The organism is Hymenobacter norwichensis DSM 15439 (genome assembly GCF_000420705.1).
GTDB classification, from domain to species: Bacteria; Bacteroidota; Bacteroidia; order Cytophagales; family Hymenobacteraceae; genus Hymenobacter; species Hymenobacter norwichensis.
Genome location: NZ_ATVL01000010.1, coordinates 249125 through 268330, shown reverse-complemented (window position 1 = coordinate 268330; position 19206 = coordinate 249125). Strand labels below are relative to the sequence as shown.

Here is a 19206-nt window from a genome sequence, read left to right as displayed (position 1 = left end):
AAGAGGGATTTGCTGTTGCTTTTCGGCAGCTGACTACTTGGTTATCAACCGAAAAGCCTACAAATAAGATTAAGCTGATTTGCGGTAAGCGCCCGATTCGGTGGGCGACTTCACGAGCAACGTGACGCAGGCAGCCGTACGGACGACTCCTTCGGCGGTGCTACCCATCAGGAAGCGGGTGAGGCCGGTGCGGCCGTGCGCCCCAATCACAATCATGTCGGCGGCGTAGCGCTGGGCGGCGGCTACTATTTCCGTAGCAGCGTCGGTGCCGGGCACAATGGCGGTGCTCACTTGAGCCCCAGCCAGCTCGGCGCTGGCGTGGTAGCCAGCCAGTTGCTGTGCCAGATCCAGGTCGGTGGGGCCGGCCAGCATGGGCTGTTGCTCCAACACGTGCAGTAGCAGCAGCTTGGCGCTGGTACCGGCCGCCAGGGCCGTTGCATACGCCACCAATGGCCCCGTCGCCGCCGAAAAATCAATCGGACAAAGAATGGATGTAAGGGTCATGGGAGGTGAAATGGTGAAGTTGTGAAATGGTGACGTTTTGGAGGAAGTTGCTAACCCCTGTTACACAGAGTTTTCGCAACTTCACTCTTCGCAACTTCTCCACTTACCAAATTTGCTCGCCCGTGGCGCGGCGGAGCTGGTACTGGCCGAGGGTGTAATTGTAGATGGACTGGAGGCGCGAGAGGCGCGACTGAGCCAGCTGGGTTTCGGCGTCGAGTACGTCGAGGTTGTTGCCGACCCCGTAACGGTAGCGCGACTTGGCGCGGGTGAGGGCGTCGGTGGCTTGCCCAATCTGCACCTCGGAGTTGTCGTAGCGGGCGGTGCTGGTTTGCATGTTGTTCACAGCCTGCAACACGTCGGCGCGTACTTGCTCCTGGGTGTCCTGGGTGCGCGCCTGCGCACCTTTGATAGCCGACTGCGCCGTGATACGCTCGTATTTATTGCGCCCCCCGTCGTAAATTGGAATGGAAAGCTGCGCCCCGGCTACGGTGTTGAAACGGTACCGCTCCAGGTTTGGCACGATGTAACCGTTTTTACCGCCGGCCTGGGCCAGCACGTTCAGCGTGGGCTTGTTGCTTACTTCGGCCACCCGCAGCTGGGCAGTGGCAGTCCGCTCCGCATCCTTGGCTAGCTTCACTTCGGGCCGGTTTTCCGAGCCTTTCAACAGCGCTGCGTTTACGTCTACGGCCTGCGGGTTGTACTCGAACCGGCCGCGTACGGGCGTTACTTCGTTTTCGGGGCGGTGCAGCAAGCGGGCCAGCTGAATTTCCTGGTTGCGAAGCTGGTTCTGCAAGTCAATCTTACGGTCCTGGGCCTGGGCAATGCGCACCTGCGTGGTGGTCACGTCAAAGTTGGTGCTCACGCCACCTTGTACCCGCTTTTCCATTTCGCGCTGGTGCTGGCGCAAGGAGGTAATCTGGGCGTCTTGTACCCGGATGGCTTCACGCGCAAACAAGATGCTGTAGTAGCTCTGCGCGGCAGCATACGCTAGGTCGCGGCGGGTTACGTTGATTTGGTCGGAAGCCGTGAGGGCGCGGTTTTTAGCGGCTTCAATAGCCGCATTAGCCCGGCCGAAATCCAGCAGCGTATACCGGGCCGATATGTGCGTGTCGTAGTTGTTGGCCGGGGCCAACTGGAACGTGGCATCCCCCAGCGGAATCTTCACCACCGGGTCGATGCGGGTATAGCTGGCGGTACCATCTATTACCGGCTTCAAGTAGGTGCGCGTTTCGTTGAGGCGGCTTTGGGCTTGGTTCACTTCCTCCTGCAGGGCATTGATAGCGGGGTTGGCATCCAGCACCGAGCGCACCGTAGATTCCAGCGACAGGGAGTCGCCGGCAGTTGCCGTGGCAATCGGTACCTGGGCATAGGCTGCAGTGCCCACCAGCAACCCGAGGGTTGTGAGGAGAGGAGCAGCTAAAGTTGATCGGGAAAGCATCATAAATTCAACTTGTTGGTGCCAGCCTCTTACCCAATCATGTGCCAAAGCATTAAAATCTGTTTAATACATCATAAAATCCTCGTTCACGGCGTTTAAAGGCAGATTATTTTTTTCTACTACTGCTAACCAATCAGTACCATATGCATTTTATTTCCTCATATATCAGAAATTACTCAATATAAATCCTGATATTTGAGGATTATTTCTCTTGCTTCTTATAGCTCAGCCATGAATAATCAGGACGAATCGTTGCTGCTTTATCTCAACGAAGCTATTGCCACCACCCGCACCAAAGAAAAGCTATTTAAGATAGTGACCGAGAAGTTGCGGCTGATTTTCCCGTTCGACAGCATTGCCATTATCACCTTTGATAGCACGCTCCAGCAGAAGCGCATTTTCCTGCGCGACTTGCTCGACGGGGCACCGCCCATCATGTCCGACCAGCCCGATGCCACGCCCATTGCGGGTTCGCCCATTGAGCTTTTCCTACGCGAACCGCACGTGCAGCAGGTTGACATTGCCGATCTGCTAAACCAATACCCCGACTACCTGCCATTTAAGCGCATGTACAAACGGGAAATGCCCAACCTCACCATTTCGCCGCTGCGCACCAGCGGCCAATTGGTGGGCTTGCTGGTCATGGCTGCCCGCCGCCGCCCCACTTTCGCGCCCGAGGACCTGACGCTGCTGGAAAAAATTGGCAGCCTGATTGCCGTAGCCGTCAGTAACGCGCTGGCTTTCGAGGAAGTGGCCCGCCGGGAGCAGGAGAAATCGGTGCAGCTGTCCATCAACAATGCATTGCTGAGCAGCAAAAACCGGGAGCAGCTGTTCCAAACCGTTGCCACCGAGTTAGACCGCCTCGTGCCCTGCGACTATTTTGGGCTGCGCATTCAGCGGCGCGGCGCGGCCACCGAGAGCTTCGCCGAATTCGCCAAGCTAGACGGCACCACCTTTCAGGCCTTAAGCGAGGACCGGTGGGAAGGGCTGGAAGGCCGGGAGGCCATGCAGGCCGAAACGTTCGGACTATTTGCTGAGCCGGCCATTCACACCGGCGAGGATTTCATTGCCCTCACGGCCCGCTACCGGATGCTGCGCCACGCCGCCGAGCAGCACAGCACCCGCTCGATGCTGGGGGTGCCGCTGTGGGTGAAGCAAGACCAGATGGCGGTGCTGGTGCTGGCCAGCCGCAACCCCCACAACTTCACGCCCGCCGACTTGGACCTGGTGCGCAGCCTGGTGCCGCAGTTCACGCTGGCCATGCAAAACCTGTTTGCCTTCGAGCAGATTGAAGCGCTACGGGCACAGTTGGAGCAGGAGAAAACCTACCTCATCGACGAAATCAACACCACGGCCAAGTTCGAGGATTTCGTGGGGCCCAGCGCCGTCATGCAGCAGGTGCAGACCCGCATCCGGCAGGTAGCCTCCACCGATACCACCGTGCTGATTCAGGGCGAAACCGGCACCGGCAAGGAGTTGGCCGCTCGCGCCCTGCACAATTTGTCGCCGCGCAAAGAGCGGGCGCTTATCAAACTCAACTGCGCCGCGCTGCCGGCCCAGTTGATTGAGAGTGAGCTGTTCGGCCACGAGAAAGGCGCGTTTACGGGCGCCCACGACCGGCGCATCGGTAAGTTTGAAATGGCCGATGGCGGCACTATTTTCTTGGATGAAGTGGGCGAACTGCCGCTGGATTTGCAGGCCAAATTGCTGCGGGTGTTGCAGGAAAAGGAGTTCGAGCGGATTGGTGGGCGGCGCGTCATCAAGAGCGACGCGCGGGTAATTGCGGCCACCAACCGCATACTCGAAGACGAGGTAGCCGCCGGCCGCTTCCGCGCCGACTTGTACTACCGCCTCAACGTGTTTCCCGTCCGCTTACCCGCCCTGCGTGAGCGGCCTGACGATATTGAGCCCTTGATGCGGCACTTTCTGGAGCGCTTCACCAAGCAGATGGGCAAGCCCGTGCGCGGCCTGCGGGAGCGGGATTTGCGAGGGTTGCGGCAATACAGCTGGCCCGGCAACGTGCGCGAATTGGAGCACGTGCTGGAGCAAGCCGTTATTGTGAGTGAGGGGCCGTTTCTGGAATTTGCGGGCTTCTCGGCCACCCGCCCCAGCGTGGCCCCACTCGAAACCGGCGGCCCACTCAAAACCCTAAAGGAGCAGGAGCGCGACCATATTCTGGCGGCGCTGCACCGTACCGGCGGCCGGGTCAGCGGCCCCAACGGTGCGGCCGTGCTCCTCGACATCAACCCCAAAACCCTGGAAGCCCGCATGAAAAAGCTGGGCATTCAGCGCATGGTGGGCGTAGCCGACTAACAGGATTTCAGCAAAGCTCGGCGGTATTTGCTTGCCACTCGTATAGCTGCCTATACTATCCATTCCTCTTAACCAGCATCCTCATGGCTCAGCCCACCACCACGCCCCAGCATACCGATCCTGCCACCAAGAACAAGGAAAAGCAAAACGAAGAAACCGTAAAGGACAAGCCCGACGGCAAAAAGAAGACCACGCAAGCCAAGTAGGCTTGCTTTGCGTCAGAGCCCGGTTTGCAGGTAGCAGCCGGGCTTTTTTGCGTTTAAGAAGTAGCCCAACGGGACCTAAACCTGCCATAAATGGGTTTTACCCGTACTTTTAAACGAATGGCAAAACCTGAACCCGACCTGAGTTTACTAACCCGCGAGCAGGTGCTACAGGCGCTGCAACAGCTGGATCAAGAAGGCCCGCGCATGCCGCTGAGCACTGTGTATGACTTGGTGTACCAAGGCCGGAGGTACGCCCCGCGGGCGGTGGCGCAGCTGGCGTATCGGCTGGCTACGGAGCAGCCGAAAGCTACTTGGCCCCTACCGGCGGGCGCGGCCACCAACCGGGTGCTGGAGCAGCTTGATTTCACCATTGCCACCAAGCGTCCTACCCTCGAAAATTCCACCTTGGATGGCGACGTCGCCGCTCAGGAGGCCATGCAGGAGCTGCACACGGGCATCACCCGCAGCAAGGCCAAGCCACCTAGCCTAGCAGCGCCTCCTAGCACGTCGGAAGCCACTGAGCCCACTGCATTCGTTGTGGAAGAGCCACTTGCTCCCTACTCCCACGATACGCTGCCGGCTACGCCCTACAACCGGCAGACGGCCCTTGATGAGCTGTTTGTGTCGGAAACACAGTTGGATGCTGCGCTGGCGGCCCTGCACCGCCGCCGCAACCTGATTCTACAAGGCCCACCGGGCACCGGCAAAACGTTTCTGGCGCGGCGGCTAGCTTGGCTGGAATTAGGTGCTACCGATGCCGCCCGTGTGGAGTTGGTGCAGTTTCATCCGAGCTACAGCTACGAGGATTTTGTGCAGGGCTTTCGGCCCGATGCGCAGGGCGCGTTTCGGTTGCAGGATGGGGTGCTACTGGCTTTCTGCCAACGGGCTGCCCAAGACCCCGAGCGGCCGTACTTCCTGCTGATTGACGAACTGAACCGGGGCAACCTGAGCCGCATTTTCGGGGAGCTGCTGCTGCTGCTGGAAGCCGACAAGCGCGGCCCCGCTCACGCCGTGCGCCTGCCTTATGCGTCCGCCGATGCCCCGCGTTTCTTCGTACCCGCTAACGTGTTTGTTGTCGGCACCATGAACCTAGCCGACCGGAGTTTGGCCCCGCTGGATTACGCGTTGCGACGCCGTTTCGCCTTTGTGGAACTGGCTCCGGAGTTTGGGGCGCCGTTGCAGGGGTTTCTGCAAGCGCAAGGCGTACCCGCCCCGGTTGTTGAGCATCTGGTAGCACGCCTCACCGAACTAAACCAGGTTATTGCCGATGACCCGGAACTCGGCCCCGATTACCGCATCGGCCACAGCTACTTCTGTCAGCCGCCCCCCAGCCCTGCCGCCGCCGATACTTGGCTACGCCTGATTCTGGAGCAGGAAATAGCGCCTCTTTTGGATGACTACTGGTTGGACCAGCCCACCAAGGCCGCTGCCCAAAAGAAACGATTACTGCGGTAAGTAGTGAAGTTGTGAAAAGCGAAGTTGCGAAGCCCCTTCTAGCCAACTGCGCCAGCTGGCTCTGCACCAGAGGAATATCAACTCACAAGTTCACCATTTCACGAATTCGCCACTCCCATGATTCCGATTCAGAACCTCTACTACCTGTTGTGCTACGCCTGGAATCGGCTACCGGAACAGGCGGAACTGCTGGCAGTAGAGGCTGATACATTTCACCGCCCCCAAGAACTGCTGGCCCACGTGCTTCTGAGGGGTACCCGCCGGTTGCTGCGCCAAGGGTTACCGGTGGCGTATACTGAACGGGAAGAGGAACTGCCGGAACTGCGCGGCCGCGTGCTGTTAGCACCCAGCGTAACCCGCAACCTGCTTAGCCGAGGCCGGGCCATTTGCAGCTACGATGAGCTAAGTGCCAATGCGCCGCTCAACCAGCTATTACTAGGTACGTTGCTGCAGCTTGCCCGCACCCGCGTACTACCCGCTGCTCTGCGCCACGAGTTGCGCATAACCCAACGCCGGTTTCCGGCAGGTGTAGAGCCGCTGCCGCTTTCTGCTGCCACATTGCGAACGGTACACCGGCTACGCCCCACTGGTATAGCAGCTTTCCTACTGAACGTGTGTGAGTTGGTGTACCACAGTGCCTTGCCCGCGCCCAGCGCCACCGGCCGCCCCCGCTTCCGCGACTTCCGCCGCGACGAGCCACTGATGGCACGCCTGTTCGAGCAGTTTGTCCGCAACTTCTACAAGCTAGAGCAGCGCCGTTTCCGGGTGCTGTCGGAAACCATCCGTTGGCAGGCCGAAGCAGATTCCCCGGCCGCCTTCGACCTGCTGCCGGCCATGATTACCGACACCACGTTGGAAGCGCCGGACCGTAAAATCATCCTGGACACTAAGTACTACGCTGCCGCCTTACGCCCGCGCTACGACCAGCAGAAGCTGATTTCGCCTCACCTCTACCAGCTGTACGCCTACCTCCAAAACCAGCCCGTAGCCCCCGGCCAGCACCTAGAAGGCATCCTCCTGTATCCCGCCGCCAGCCACACCCTCGACGTGCGCTACACGCTCGGCGGCCACCCCGTGCGCATCGTCACACTCGACCTCGCCCAGCCCTGGTCAAGTATTGCCGCCGATCTGCTGGAACTGATTAGCTAACGCTTCTCTCTCTCTCCGCATCAACTCAAGCCCCACTCTATCGTCGTTAGCTACGGCTATAAAGTGGGGCTCTCCTGTATCTTGTTGATTCTCTTGAAACCAACGCATGAAACTTACCTTATTGTACTCCTCAAGAGGAGTAGGATTATGTCTATAGTGAGTATTAAGTTACTTACTTGGCTCAATTATAGGGAATGATAATTTTATTCGGCATTCATACTTTCTATTAACAAAACAATAACATATACTTGCTGAGGTTGCCAATGCAGTGGCTTTTCCTAAAAAACATTAAAACCCTTTTAATTCATCACTCACCACATGAGAAGAACCCTACTCTCATTACCTATTGCCGTACTCGCGCTGGCCAGCCATGATGTGCTGGCCCAGGCGCGGACCGTTACCGGCCGGGTACTCGGTACCGATGGAGCCGGGCTTCCTGGCGTTACGGTAGTAGCCAAAGGCACCTCCCAAGGTACCGCCACCGATGGCGAAGGCCGTTACAGTTTGTCGGTGCCAGCCGGGGCTTCTACGCTAGTTTTCTCATCCGTTGGTTTCGACTCCAAGGAAGTAGCCATTGGTTCGCAGTCGGCTATCAATGCCACTTTAGCCACCACCACTACCGGGCTTGATGAAGTGGTAGTAGTAGGCTACGGAAGCGGCCAAAATAGGCGGGAGCTAACTGGCTCTATTTCCTCTATTAAAGGTGGAGTAATAGCTCAAAAACCAGTACAAAGTTTCGAGCAAGCTTTACAGGGCCAAGCACCAGGCCTCAATATCACTACTCCAAACGGAGTGCTGAACAACCCACCAGTAGTGCGCATCCGCGGGGTGAACTCCATCAACTTGAGTTCAGATCCACTTTATGTAATTGACGGCATCCCGGCATATAGTGGCAACCAGTCGGCAGTAGCTAACGTGGCCAACAACCCGCTTAGTAACCTCAACCCCAATGATATTGAGAGTGTAGAGGTGCTGAAAGATGCTGCTGCTAGCGCCATCTACGGCTCACGAGCGGCGGGCGGCGTTATCCAAATAACCACCAAGAAGGGTCGGCGCGGTCAAAGCAAGGTGACCCTTGATTCATGGGTAGGCATATCAAATCCAGTGCGGCTTTACGACTTGCTGAATGCCGAGCAGTACATCGAAATTAAGAACGAAGCCGTTCGTAACTTAAATGATAACCGGCGAGCGGCTGGTGGCGCGGCCAATAACCTGGAAGGAGCCTTCCGCCCTACCTTAGATGCTAATGGCAACGTAATAGACACTCGCTGGTACGATGAAGTGTACCGGACAGGCTTCTCACATTCCAACAACGTTGGCTTTTCCGGCGGCACTGAAAAAACCACTTTCTACTCTTCGGTTGGCTACACTGGGCAGCAGGGAATGCTGGAGAAAAACGAGTTCAAGCGTATGTCGGCGCGCCTGAATATCGACCACCGCGTGTACAAGAATTTCACGGTAGGTACGCGCGTTAGCTATTCCAACAGCCGAAATGCTTCCCCCAACTCAGGGTCAGTTGGTGATGCCGCTTTCAGTGTGGCAGGCCTAGGCCGTGCGCCACTCGTTTTGCCACCCAACATCCCGGCCCGCAACCCAGATGGTACGCCCAACCTGACGCCACAAACTGCTAACGTAGGTGCCGGTGCCAACTTGAACCCGTTGCCGGCCAGCACTAACCCGCTAACTTATGCCCCGCTCATACCTGGCTACTACAACCCTATTGTAGACATAGAAAGCAACTATTTCACTTCTGAGGGCAACGAAATCCAAGGTAGTGTATATGCCAACTGGGAAATTGTTAGTGGGCTAAACCTGCGTACCAACTACGGCATCAACAATCTGGCTTTCGAAGACAAGTCATTTAACACGCCGCTGGCCGGTGACGGTTTTTCTACTGGTGGCTCGGCCTCCAACTTCTACCGTACCAACAAGCGCTGGAACTGGCAAAATACGCTGCAATACGACCGGACCGTAGGCGAGAAACACAACTTTGGTTTGCTCATCGGCTCTGAGCAGCAGAAAACGGATATTCAGCGCTGGGGCGCCAATAGAACCCAAGTGGCTGACATATTCTTCAACACCTTCCAGGGCAACTACACCAACATCACTGCGTCTGGCAACTTTCAAGGTGAGAACTTTTTGAATTCCTATTTCGGACGTTTCACATACGACTTCTCGAAGAAGTATCTGGTTTCGCTTAACGTACGCAGCGACGAATATTCCGCTTGGGCCAAAAAAAGAGGCACTTTCTATGGGGCCTCAGCCGGCTATATTATTTCAGAAGAGGATTTCTGGAAAAATGCTCCTTTCTCCTCTGTTGTTAGCTTCCTGAAGTTCACTGGAAGCTACGGTGAAGTAGGCAACGCAAATGGTATTTCCGACTTCGTGTCGTTGGCTACGTATGGCTCGGGCCTGTATGCGGCCTCCCCTACGCTGTATTTCTCGCGGCCTGGTAACCGTAATCTGACGTGGGAAACCAGCAAAAAAACTGACGTAGGCTTGTCCTTCGGTATTTTGGAAGACAAGGTAACGGGGGACTTTTCCTACTACCGCAACCTAGTTGACGGGTTGATTCTGGATGCCCCTACTGCTCCCTCGCGTGGTATTCCGGCCGGTTCAGCGGGTCCTGGCGATTTAACGGCTATCAACTCTATTGCTGCCAACATTGGCTCAATGCGCAATACCGGGATTGAGCTCAACCTGCGCTATAGCCCTGTTCAAAGCACCAATTTCTCCTGGACAGTAAGCGGCAACTTGACTACTCAGAAGAACGAGGTACTTACCTTGGTAACCCAAGGACAACGGTTCGGCACAGCTACCTCTGGACTCGAAACAGTGAACTTCACTGAAGTAGGTGGCTCTATCGGGCGCATACTAGCAGTACCCACAACGGGTATTAACCCAGAAAATGGCCAGCGGAAGTTTCTCAAGAAAATCAGAAACGCCGAGGGTGTTGTTACCGACGTACGGGAAGTGCAGTACAACCATCAAGGAGCTGGCACCGGCTGGACGTTCCTAGACGGTACTACGGCAACTGCTCCAAACCAACAAGCGGACGGCGAGTACTACGGCCCAACGATACCTAAGTGGTACGGTGGCCTCGACAACAGCTTCCGCTTCAAAAACTTCGACTTAGGCGTTTTCCTTCAGTATTCAGGCGGCAACTACATTTACAACGGCACCAAGGCCGGGCTGCACGATCAGCGCTTCTGGAATAACGACGCCGATATAATGGACCGTTGGACGCCCGAGAACCCCAATGGCTCGTGGCCCCGGGTGGTATTCAACGACAACGTATCCAACGGCTCGGCCCTGATTATGTCGTCGAACGTGGAAAAGGGAGATTTTGTGCGTCTGCGTAACGTGTCGCTGGGCTATACGCTGAACAAGGACCTCATAACGCGTTTCAGCATGAGTAGCGCCCGGTTCTATGTGCAGGTGCAGAATGCCGCTTTGTTTACCAATTACTCGGGTATTGATCCGGAAATCTCCACTAATGGTGGCAGCAACAGCGCAGCTGGCGTTGACCGCAACTCCGTGGGGCAGGCTCGCACCTACACTGTAGGGCTCAATATTGGTTTCTAAAAGCATAATCTCCGATGAATAGCACACTCAGAAATAAGTTGGCGGTTGCTTTTTGCACAGCACTGCTGGGCCTTGGAACAGCGGCCTGCAATGATGACAACCTGAACCCCATTCCCGAAACCCTCATCTCCGATCAGGTTGTATTTGATACTCCTGCCCGAATTGAGCTTCAGGTAAACAACCTGTACGCCTACGTCAAAACAGGGGCTTTCTACGGCGGGCGCTACACTGTATATAATGATGTACGGGCTGATGATTTCATTAACCGAACCACTAACAGTGTAACAGCCTTTGGCGTGTGGGCCCATGCCTTAACGCCGACATCGCAGAACGATGTAGTGAACTTATGGTCAGCAGCTTACCAGGCCATCAACCAGGCCAATGTATTCCTGGCCGGCATGGATGCCAACTCGGTCAAGTTTGTCGCTCCCACTTTCCCAGCCACCTTCGCTACTACTGCCGAGCAGTACAAAGCTGAGGCCCGGCTACTACGTGCCCTGAGCTACTACTCATTGCTCCAGCTTTACGCCCGGCCTTATGCCGACGGCGCGGGCAGCAAATTGGGTTTGCCGCTCCGCTTGCAGGCCGAAAACTCTCTGCCAGGCAACGACTTAGCACGCAGCACAGTGGCCGAAGTGTACACCCAGATTTTGGCGGATCTGCAATTTGCCGAAACTAACTTACCACTCACATATACCGGAAACGCCGCTGCCGCACCCAATATTACGCGGGCTCACCGGAACACTGCCATTGCCCTCAAAACGCGAGTTTTGCTGAGCATGCAGCGTTACGCTGATGTAGTGACGGAGGCCAACAAGATTGTTTCGGCGTCAGCACCATTCACGGCCACAACGGGGGTGCCAAATGCCTTAAATGCCTCTATAGCCGCCGTATTTGCTTCGCCACAGGAGACATCAGAGAGCATATTCAGCTTTCCCTTCACAGCACAGAACGCACCCGGCACCCAAAACCAACTAGCGGGGTATTTCACACCGACACCCGTAGGCAATGGCGAGTTTTTCCTGAATACCAGCGGTATTTTGGGCAATGCGGCATGGGCAGCTACTGATGCCCGCAGAACCAGCTTCGTGTTTGTTTCTGGCGGCGCTTCTTACTTACGCAAATACGCCAGCGGCACCCCCTATCTGGATAAGTCGCCAGTAATTCGCTATGCCGAAGTGATGCTGAACTTAGCAGAAGGACTGGCACGAACCAGCGCAACGAATATTCCACGCGCCCTGGAATTGCTGAACGCCGTGCGAGGCCGCTCTAATGGCAGCCTCTACCCAGCTACTATTTCTCAGCAGGATTTGATTAATGCTATTTTGCTGGAACGTCGGATCGAATTCGTTGGAGAAGGTATCCGCAACATCGATATTATGCGGCTCAACCAAACCATTCCAGCTAAAAGCTCGGTTCCGGCAATTCCTACTTCCGACCCCCGCTATGTATGGCCAATACCGGCCGCGGAAATTCAAACCAACGCACTGATTGTGCAAAACGAAGGGTACTAACGCTTCACCGATTGCTATAAAAGAGGCTTCCTTAATATATAGGAGGCCTCTTTTTTTACTGCTTAGCAGGCCAGCAGTTTGTCTCGCAAGTGGTGAGTGCTGGCAATCCTGCCCCCAGTGCCCTATACATATGCAGCCCCCTCCTACGACTCGCGTCCTTGAGTTGCAGATTGCGAATACTCTGCCTAAACTGCCCGTTCTTCTCTTTCCTTTCCAACCAAACCTTTCCTTTCTTTGAAAAGACGTGACTTTGTAGGCCTAACTGGTTTGGCGAGCGGGGCGCTATTTCTGCCTTCGTTCCCGAGTTTGGGCGGCGACCTTGTAGACCCAGCTCGGCTGCTGGCATCTGTGGACCCGGCGGTTAGCAAGCGCCTAGCCGACGCTGCCTTGAATGCCGCCAAAAGTGCCGGAGCTTCTTACGCAGATGTACGTATCGGGCGTTACCTCAACCAGAGCATCTTTACCCGCGAAAAGCAGGTGCAAAACATTGTGAGTGGCGAGAGTTTTGGGGCTGGAGTGCGAGTTATTGCCAATGGCACCTGGGGCTTTGCCGCTACCAACACTGTAACCGAAGCCGGGCTGGTGAAAGCCGCTCAGTTGGCCGTGCAGATTGCCAAGGCCAACGCCAAGGTGCAGAAAGACCCTGTGAAGCTGGCCCCGCAACAAGGCTACGGCGAAGTCAGCTGGAAAACGCCAATCCAGCAAAATGCCTTTGAAGTGCCCGTAAAGCAGAAAGCCGACCTACTGCTAGCTGCCAATGCCAAGGCACTAGAAAACGGCGCTTCGTTCGTGAATTCCTCGCTGTTTCAGATCAACGAGCAAAAATACTTCGCCAGCACCGACGGTTCCTACATCAACCAGGATGTGCACCGTATTTGGCCTACGTTCAGCGTCACGGCCATTGACAAAGCTACCGGCAAGTTTCGCTCGCGCGACGCCATGAGTGCCCCCGTAGGCATGGGCTACGAATACCTTACGCCCAAAGCTGCCGACAAAATTGCCGGCCCCGCTGGCACCGACATCATCGGCTACCGCAATAGCTACGACATACTGGAAGATGCCGCCCAAGCGGCCAAACACGCGCGTACCAAGCTGACGGCTAAAAGTGTAGTTCCCGGCAAGTATGACTTAGTACTCGACCCTAACCATTTAGGCCTCACCATTCATGAATCGGTGGGTCACCCTACCGAGCTGGACCGGGTACTCGGCTACGAGGCCAACTATGCTGGTACTTCCTTCGCAACACAGGAATGGAAGGCCAAGAACATTCCGTTTGGCTCCAAGCAAGTAAACATCGTGGCCGATAAGCTGCAACCTGGCTCTCTTGGGGCGGTAGGCTACGACGACGAGGGGGTGAAAACCAAGCAGTGGGACCTGATTAAGGAAGGCAAGCTGGTGGACTACCAGAAGATTCGGGACCAAGCACACATTGTGGGGCAGAACGAGTCTGATGGGTGCTGCTATGCCGACTCTTGGAGTTCGGTGCAGTTCCAGCGCATGCCCAACGTGAGCCTGCTCCCCGGCAAAGAGAAAATGAGCGTAGATGAGATGGTGAGTAAGGTGGACAAGGGCATCTACATTGCAGGCCGTGGCTCCTACTCCATTGATCAGCAGCGCTACAACTTCCAGTTTGGGGGCCAAGTGTTCTATGCCATTGAGAAAGGCAAAATCACCGGTATGGTGGAGGACGTAGCCTACCAGGCTAACACCCAGGAATTCTGGAACAGTTGCGCCGGCTCCTGCGACCAGTCCGACTACCGCTTGTTCGGCTCGTTCTTCGATGGCAAGGGCCAGCCCAGCCAAGTATCGGCCGTGAGCCATGGTTCGGCCACCACCCGCTTCAACGGCGTCAACGTCATCAACACCGCTAGAAAAATAGGATGATGGTTGATTGTTAATTGCTGATTGACGCAAAGCTAGAACTCTAGCTAACAGCCACTCACAGCAACCGACAACCAACTATCCACAATTAACAATCACCATATCAACCCCATGGCCATCCTTTCCAAAGACGAGTCCCAAGCCATCCTCAAGAAGGTACTCAGCTTCAGTACCGCCGATGAGTGCGAAGCCACGCTGAGCGGCAGCAACGGCGGCAACGTACGCTCGGCCCGCAATGCCATCAGCACCAGCGGTGCCGTCGACAACGTGAGCTTGGGCGTAGAAGCGCGCTTCGGCAAACGCTCAGGCGTAGCAACTTGCAACGAGTTCGACGATGCCACGTTGCGCCGTTGTGTGCAGCGGGCCGAAGAAATTGCCCGGCTCGCGCCCGAAAGTCCCGAGTACATGCCGCTGCTGGGCCCGCAAACCTACGTGGCTGCGCCTAAGTCGTTTGCCGCCGCTACGGCCGGCATCACGCCCGATTTCCGCGCCACCCAGATCGGCAAAACCATGAAAATCTGCGACGAGAAAAAGGTAACGTCGGCAGCGTTTCTTAACGACGAAGCTGGTTTTGTAGCCAAGCGCAACAACAAGGGCTTGGAGGCTTACCAGCAGTATTCCAACGTGGAGTTCAGCATTACGGTACGTACCCCCGACGGCACCGGCTCGGGCTATGCCACTGCCGATTTCATTGATGCCGCCGCCTTTGATGCTGGCAAGCTAACCTTGACCGCCGCCGAAAAAGCCGCTAACTCGCGCAACGCCAAGGCTATTGAGCCCGGTAAGTACACCGTTATCCTGGAGCCAGCAGCCTTGGTAGCCAACTCCGATGCTTCGTTGATGGCTGCTTTGATGGGCGCCCTCGATGCCCGTAACGCCGACGAAGGCCGCAGCTTCCTGAGCAAGAAGGGCGGCGGCAACCGCAAAGGCGAAAAGCTGTTCGACGAGCGGGTAACCATCTATTCCGACCCCGCCAACGCCGAAATTGCCAGCCTCACCTTTGCCGGCGACGGCCGTCCGCAAAAGAAAATGACCTGGATTGAGAAGGGCGTGGTGAAAAACCTCTACACCTCGCAGTTCTGGGCCAAGAAAGCTGGTATTCCGGACATCCCGCGGCCCGGCGGCTGGATTATGGAAGGCGGCACTCAGAGCGTGCAGGACATGATTAAAGGTACTGCCAAAGGTATTCTGGTAACGCGCTTGTGGTATATCCGCCCCGTTGACCCCCAAACGCTGCTGTACACGGGCCTTACCCGCGACGGAACCTTCTACATCGAGAACGGCAAAATCAAGCACCCAGTGAAGAACTTCCGCTTCAATGAGTCGCCAATTATCATGCTCAACAACCTGGAAGCCATTGGCAAACCAGTGCGCGTGAACGGCAACCTCGTGCCGCCCCTCAAAATTCGGGATTTCACCTTCACTAGCCTTTCCGACGCGGTATAAAAGAACTGCTCCATACTCTATCCTGAATTAATAGTATGAAAAGACGTGATTTTGTGGGGCTTACCGGACTAGCGTCCGGGGCTCTGTTTATACCGAACATCCCAGGTTTCGGCAATGGCGTGGAAGTGGACCCGCTGCGGCTGTTGGAAGCTGTAGACCCGGCCATTAAGAAACGGCTGGCCGACGCAGCTTTGAACGCCGCCAAAAGTGCCGGGGCCACTTATACCGATGTGCGCATTGGGCGCTACCTCAACCAGGGCGTTTTCACCCGTGAAAAGCAGGTGCAAGGCATCAGCAGCACCGAAAGCTACGGCGCGGGCGTGCGGGTTATTGCCGACGGTACTTGGGGCTTTGCGGCTACCAACATCGTAACTGAAGCCGGACTGGCCAAAGCCGCGCAATTGGCCGTGCAGATTGCTAAGGCCAACGCCAAGGTGCAAAAAGCACAGGTGCAGCTAGCACCCCAGAAAGGCTACGGCGAGGTCAGCTGGAAGGCTCCCATTCAGCAGAACGCCTTCGAGGTGCCCATCAAGGACAAGGTGGACTTGCTGCTGGCCGTCAATGCAAAGGCACTGGAGCAAGGTGCTTCGTTTGTAAATTCGGTGCTGTTTCAGGTGAACGAGCAGAAGTACTTCGCCAGCACCGACGGTTCCTACATCGACCAGGATATTCACCGCATCTACCCCTCGTTCGGGGTCACGGCCATTGATCGGGCCTCGGGCAAGTTCCGGACCCGGCAGGCGCTCAGCTCACCCATGGGCATGGGCTACGAGTACCTCACGCCAAAAGCCGCCGACAAGATTGCCGGCCCCAGCGGCTCCGATATAGTGGGCTACAAAAACAGCTACGACATGCTGGAAGACGTAGTAAGTGCCACCAAGCAGGTGAAGCAGAAGCTCACGGCCAAAAGCGTGACGCCCGGCAAATACGACCTAGTACTTGACCCGCACCACCTGGGCCTCACCATCCATGAATCGGTGGGCCACCCGACCGAGCTAGACCGGGTGTTGGGCTACGAGGCCAACTACGCCGGCACTTCGTTTGCCACCTTGGAGTGGAAGGCCAAGAACATTCCGTACGGCTCGAAGCTGGTCAATATTGTAGCTGATAAGCTCCAGCCGAACTCTCTGGGCGCCGTCGGTTATGATGATGAGGGCGTGAAAACCAAGGAGTGGAACCTCATTACGGAGGGCAAACTGGTGGACTATCAGAAAATCCGGGACCAGGCGCACATTGTGGGCCAGAAGGAGTCGGATGGGTGCTGCTACTCGCAGTCGTGGCAGGACGTGCAGTTCCAGCGCATGCCCAACGTGAGTTTGAAGCCCGGCACCACTAAGCTCAGCGTGGATGAACTGGTGAGCAAAGTGGACAAGGGCATCTACATTGCCGGCAACGGCTCGTTCTCGATTGACCAGCAGCGCTACAACTTCCAGTTCGGCGGCCAGGTGTTCTATGCCATTGAGAAAGGCAAGATCACCGGCATGCTCGAAGACGTGGCCTACCAGGCCAACACCCAGGAGTTCTGGAACTCGTGCTCGGCCATCTGTGACCAGTCCGACTACCGTTTGTTTGGGGCCTTCAACGACGGTAAGGGCCAGCCGGGTCAAAGCTCGGCCGTGAGCCACGGCTCGGCTACCACTCGCTTCAACGGCGTCAACGTCATTAATACCGCCCGTAAAATCGGCTAGATTTCCTGGCTGATTTCCAGTAAGAACCGCCCGCTCGACCTAAATCGAGCGGGCGGTTTTGCTTTATCATTAGATTTTACGAATATTTCACTAGCGCCCAAACAATTCTGCTTTACCAACCGCCATCTATTAGCTGGTTGGCGAAAGTAGATGCGTACAAATAGAACGTCATGCTGAGCTTGTCGAAGCATCTCGCTAGTGTGGTAAAGTCATTTAGCACCACAACATTAGCACGTGAGATGCTTCGACAAGCTCAGCATGACGGACGATTTTATTGCATCCTATTGCTGCTACCTCACCTCAAAACCCTTCACTTTCCAAACCCCAATCACCTTGAAAAGACGTGACTTTATGGGGCTGACCGGCCTGGCGGCCGGGGGCCTGCTGCTACCGAGCGTGCCCAGCCTGGGTGGCATGCTCGTGGACCCTGAGCAACTACTGGAGGTAATGGACCCCGCCCTGAAAAAGCGCCTCGCCGACGCCGCGCTAAACGCCGCCAAAGCCGCCGGCGCGTCGTACGCCGATGTGCGGATTGGCCGCTACCTCAACCAGTACGTTTTCACTCGCGAGAAACAGGTGCAGAACATCACCAGTACCGAAAGCCTCGGGGCCGGCGTGCGTGCTCTGGTTAACGGGGCGTGGGGTTTTGCCTCCACTAACATCGTGACGGAAGCCGGCATTGCGGCGGCGGCCAGTTCGGCGGTGGCCATTGCCAAAGCCAACCAGAAGGTGCAGAAACAACCCGTGCAACTGGCCCCGCAACGTGGCTACGGTGAGGTCAGCTGGAAAACGCCCATCGAGAAAAATGCCTTTGAGGTGCCCGTAAAGGAGAAGGTGGAACTACTGCTGGCGGCCAACGCCAAAGCCTTGGAAAACGGCGCCAACTACATCAACTCGGCCCTGTTTCAGGTGAACGAGCAGAAGTACTTTGCCAGCACCGACGGCTCCTACATCGACCAGGACGTGCACCGCATCTGGCCCACGTTCACCGTCACGGCCATCGACAAAGCCACCGGCAAGTTCCGCTCCCGCGAGGCTATGTCGGCGGCTATGGGCTTGGGCTACGAGTACCTCACCCCGCGCGCCAGTGAAAAAATAGCCGGCCCCGCTGGCACGACGGTGGTTGGCTACCGGCAGCGCTACGACATACTAGCGGATGCCGCGCAGGCGGCCAAGCATGCCAAGGAAAAGCTAACAGCCAAAAGCGTAGTACCCGGCAAGTACGACCTAGTGCTCGACCCCGCTCACCTAGGCCTCACCATCCATGAAAGCGTAGGCCACCCGACCGAACTAGACCGGGTGCTGGGCTACGAGGCCAATTTCGCTGGCACCAGCTTCGCGACGCTGGACTGGAAGGCCAAGAACATTCCGTACGGCTCCAAGCAAGTCAACATCGTGGCCGATAAGTTGCAACCGGGTTCCCTCGGGGCAGTAGGCTACGATGATGAAGGCGTGAAAACGAAAGAGTGGGACCTGATTAAGGAAGGTAAGCTGGTGAATTACCAGAAGATCCGGGACCAAGCGCACATGGTCGGCCAGCAGGAATCAGACGGGTGCTGCTACTCGCAGTCGTGGCAGGATGTGCAGTTCCAGCGCATGCCCAACGTGAGCTTGAAGCCCGGTAACGCCAAGCTCAGCGTGGATGAAATGATCAGCAAGGTGGACAAAGGCATCTTTATCTCCGGCGCGGGCTCCTACTCCATCGACCAGCAGCGCTACAACTTTCAGTTTGGCGGGCAGGTGTTCTATGCCATCGAGAAAGGCAAGATTACCAACATGATTGAAGACGTGGCCTACCAGGCCAACACCCAGGAGTTCTGGAACTCCTGCGCCGGCTCCTGCGACCAGTCCAACTACCAACTTATGGGCACGTTCTTCGACGGCAAAGGCCAGCCTTCGCAAAGCTCGGCGGTGAGCCACGGCTCCAGCACCACCCGTTTCAACGGCGTCAACGTCATTAACACCGCCCGCAAAATCGGCTGAGCTTATTTGCAGGAACTGTCATTCCGAGTGCAGCGAGGAATCTC

General features: G+C 56.5%; 12 protein-coding genes. 10 read left to right on the top strand and 2 right to left on the bottom strand.

The genetic code is table 11. The features are described 5' to 3' along the window. Nucleotides 1-69 precede the first annotated feature (69 nt). Together G536_RS28910 and G536_RS0119215 are read right to left on the bottom strand one after the other, a co-directional pair. Nucleotides 70-504 (bottom strand): universal stress protein, encoded by a 435-nt coding sequence (locus G536_RS28910; RefSeq protein WP_022825232.1) that lies wholly within the window; start codon nt 502-504, stop codon nt 70-72. A gap of 103 nt (nt 505-607) precedes the next feature. Further along, the gene (locus tag G536_RS0119215) at nt 608-1945 is read right to left on the bottom strand and encodes a TolC family protein (RefSeq protein WP_084708707.1); all 1338 of its coding nucleotides are present in this window, start codon (nt 1943-1945) and stop codon (nt 608-610) included. A 228-nt stretch (nt 1946-2173) separates the two neighbouring features. On the opposite strand from G536_RS0119215, the gene G536_RS0119210 reads away from it, so the two are divergent. From G536_RS0119210 to G536_RS0119165, 10 genes are all read left to right on the top strand, one after another. Then, entirely contained in the window at nt 2174-4255 is a 2082-nt protein-coding gene (locus G536_RS0119210; RefSeq protein ID WP_022825230.1) for a sigma 54-interacting transcriptional regulator, read from the top strand. 83 nt (nt 4256-4338) lie between these two features. Further along, the gene (locus G536_RS32915; protein ID WP_022825229.1) at nt 4339-4461 is read left to right on the top strand and encodes a hypothetical protein; all 123 of its coding nucleotides are present in this window, start codon (nt 4339-4341) and stop codon (nt 4459-4461) included. 117 nt (nt 4462-4578) lie between these two features. Beyond that, nucleotides 4579-5916 carry an AAA family ATPase gene (locus G536_RS28905; RefSeq protein WP_022825228.1) on the top strand — a complete coding sequence of 446 codons (1338 nt, stop codon included), beginning with the start codon at nt 4579-4581 and terminating at the stop codon, nt 5914-5916. Between the two features lie 117 nt (nt 5917-6033). After that, entirely contained in the window at nt 6034-7065 is a 1032-nt protein-coding gene (locus tag G536_RS0119195) for a 5-methylcytosine restriction system specificity protein McrC (RefSeq protein ID WP_022825227.1), read from the top strand. Between the two features lie 318 nt (nt 7066-7383). After that, entirely contained in the window at nt 7384-10650 is a 3267-nt protein-coding gene (locus G536_RS0119190) for a SusC/RagA family TonB-linked outer membrane protein (RefSeq protein ID WP_022825226.1), read from the top strand. A gap of 38 nt (nt 10651-10688) precedes the next feature. Beyond that, a complete protein-coding gene (locus G536_RS28900; protein ID WP_245575862.1) occupies nt 10689-12164 on the top strand; it encodes a RagB/SusD family nutrient uptake outer membrane protein in 1476 nt (491 codons plus the stop codon). A gap of 234 nt (nt 12165-12398) precedes the next feature. Then, nucleotides 12399-14048, top strand: a complete 1650-nt coding sequence (locus G536_RS0119180; protein ID WP_026880384.1) for a TldD/PmbA family protein — start codon at nt 12399-12401, stop codon at nt 14046-14048. A 108-nt stretch (nt 14049-14156) separates the two neighbouring features. After that, nucleotides 14157-15491 (top strand): TldD/PmbA family protein, encoded by a 1335-nt coding sequence (locus tag G536_RS0119175; RefSeq protein WP_022825223.1) that lies wholly within the window; start codon nt 14157-14159, stop codon nt 15489-15491. A gap of 35 nt (nt 15492-15526) precedes the next feature. Continuing rightward, nucleotides 15527-17179, top strand: coding sequence for a TldD/PmbA family protein (locus G536_RS0119170; RefSeq protein ID WP_022825222.1), 1653 nt, complete (start codon nt 15527-15529; stop codon nt 17177-17179). Nucleotides 17180-17512: 333 nt separating this feature from the next. Next, nucleotides 17513-19162, top strand: a complete 1650-nt coding sequence (locus G536_RS0119165; protein ID WP_026880383.1) for a TldD/PmbA family protein — start codon at nt 17513-17515, stop codon at nt 19160-19162. The last annotated feature ends 44 nt before the right edge of the window (nt 19163-19206 follow it).

What these genes read in the sequence shown, in the direction of transcription:
- G536_RS28910 (WP_022825232.1), bottom strand. Translation starts at nt 504, where the DNA reads ATGACCCTTACATCCATTCTTTGTCCGATTGATTTTTCGGCGGCGACG.
- G536_RS0119215 (WP_084708707.1), bottom strand. Translation starts at nt 1,945, where the DNA reads ATGATGCTTTCCCGATCAACTTTAGCTGCTCCTCTCCTCACAACCCTC.
- G536_RS0119210 (WP_022825230.1), top strand. Translation starts at nt 2,174, where the DNA reads ATGAATAATCAGGACGAATCGTTGCTGCTTTATCTCAACGAAGCTATT.
- G536_RS32915 (WP_022825229.1), top strand. Translation starts at nt 4,339, where the DNA reads ATGGCTCAGCCCACCACCACGCCCCAGCATACCGATCCTGCCACCAAG.
- G536_RS28905 (WP_022825228.1), top strand. Translation starts at nt 4,579, where the DNA reads ATGGCAAAACCTGAACCCGACCTGAGTTTACTAACCCGCGAGCAGGTG.
- G536_RS0119195 (WP_022825227.1), top strand. Translation starts at nt 6,034, where the DNA reads ATGATTCCGATTCAGAACCTCTACTACCTGTTGTGCTACGCCTGGAAT.
- G536_RS0119190 (WP_022825226.1), top strand. Translation starts at nt 7,384, where the DNA reads ATGAGAAGAACCCTACTCTCATTACCTATTGCCGTACTCGCGCTGGCC.
- G536_RS0119175 (WP_022825223.1), top strand. Translation starts at nt 14,157, where the DNA reads ATGGCCATCCTTTCCAAAGACGAGTCCCAAGCCATCCTCAAGAAGGTA.
- G536_RS0119170 (WP_022825222.1), top strand. Translation starts at nt 15,527, where the DNA reads ATGAAAAGACGTGATTTTGTGGGGCTTACCGGACTAGCGTCCGGGGCT.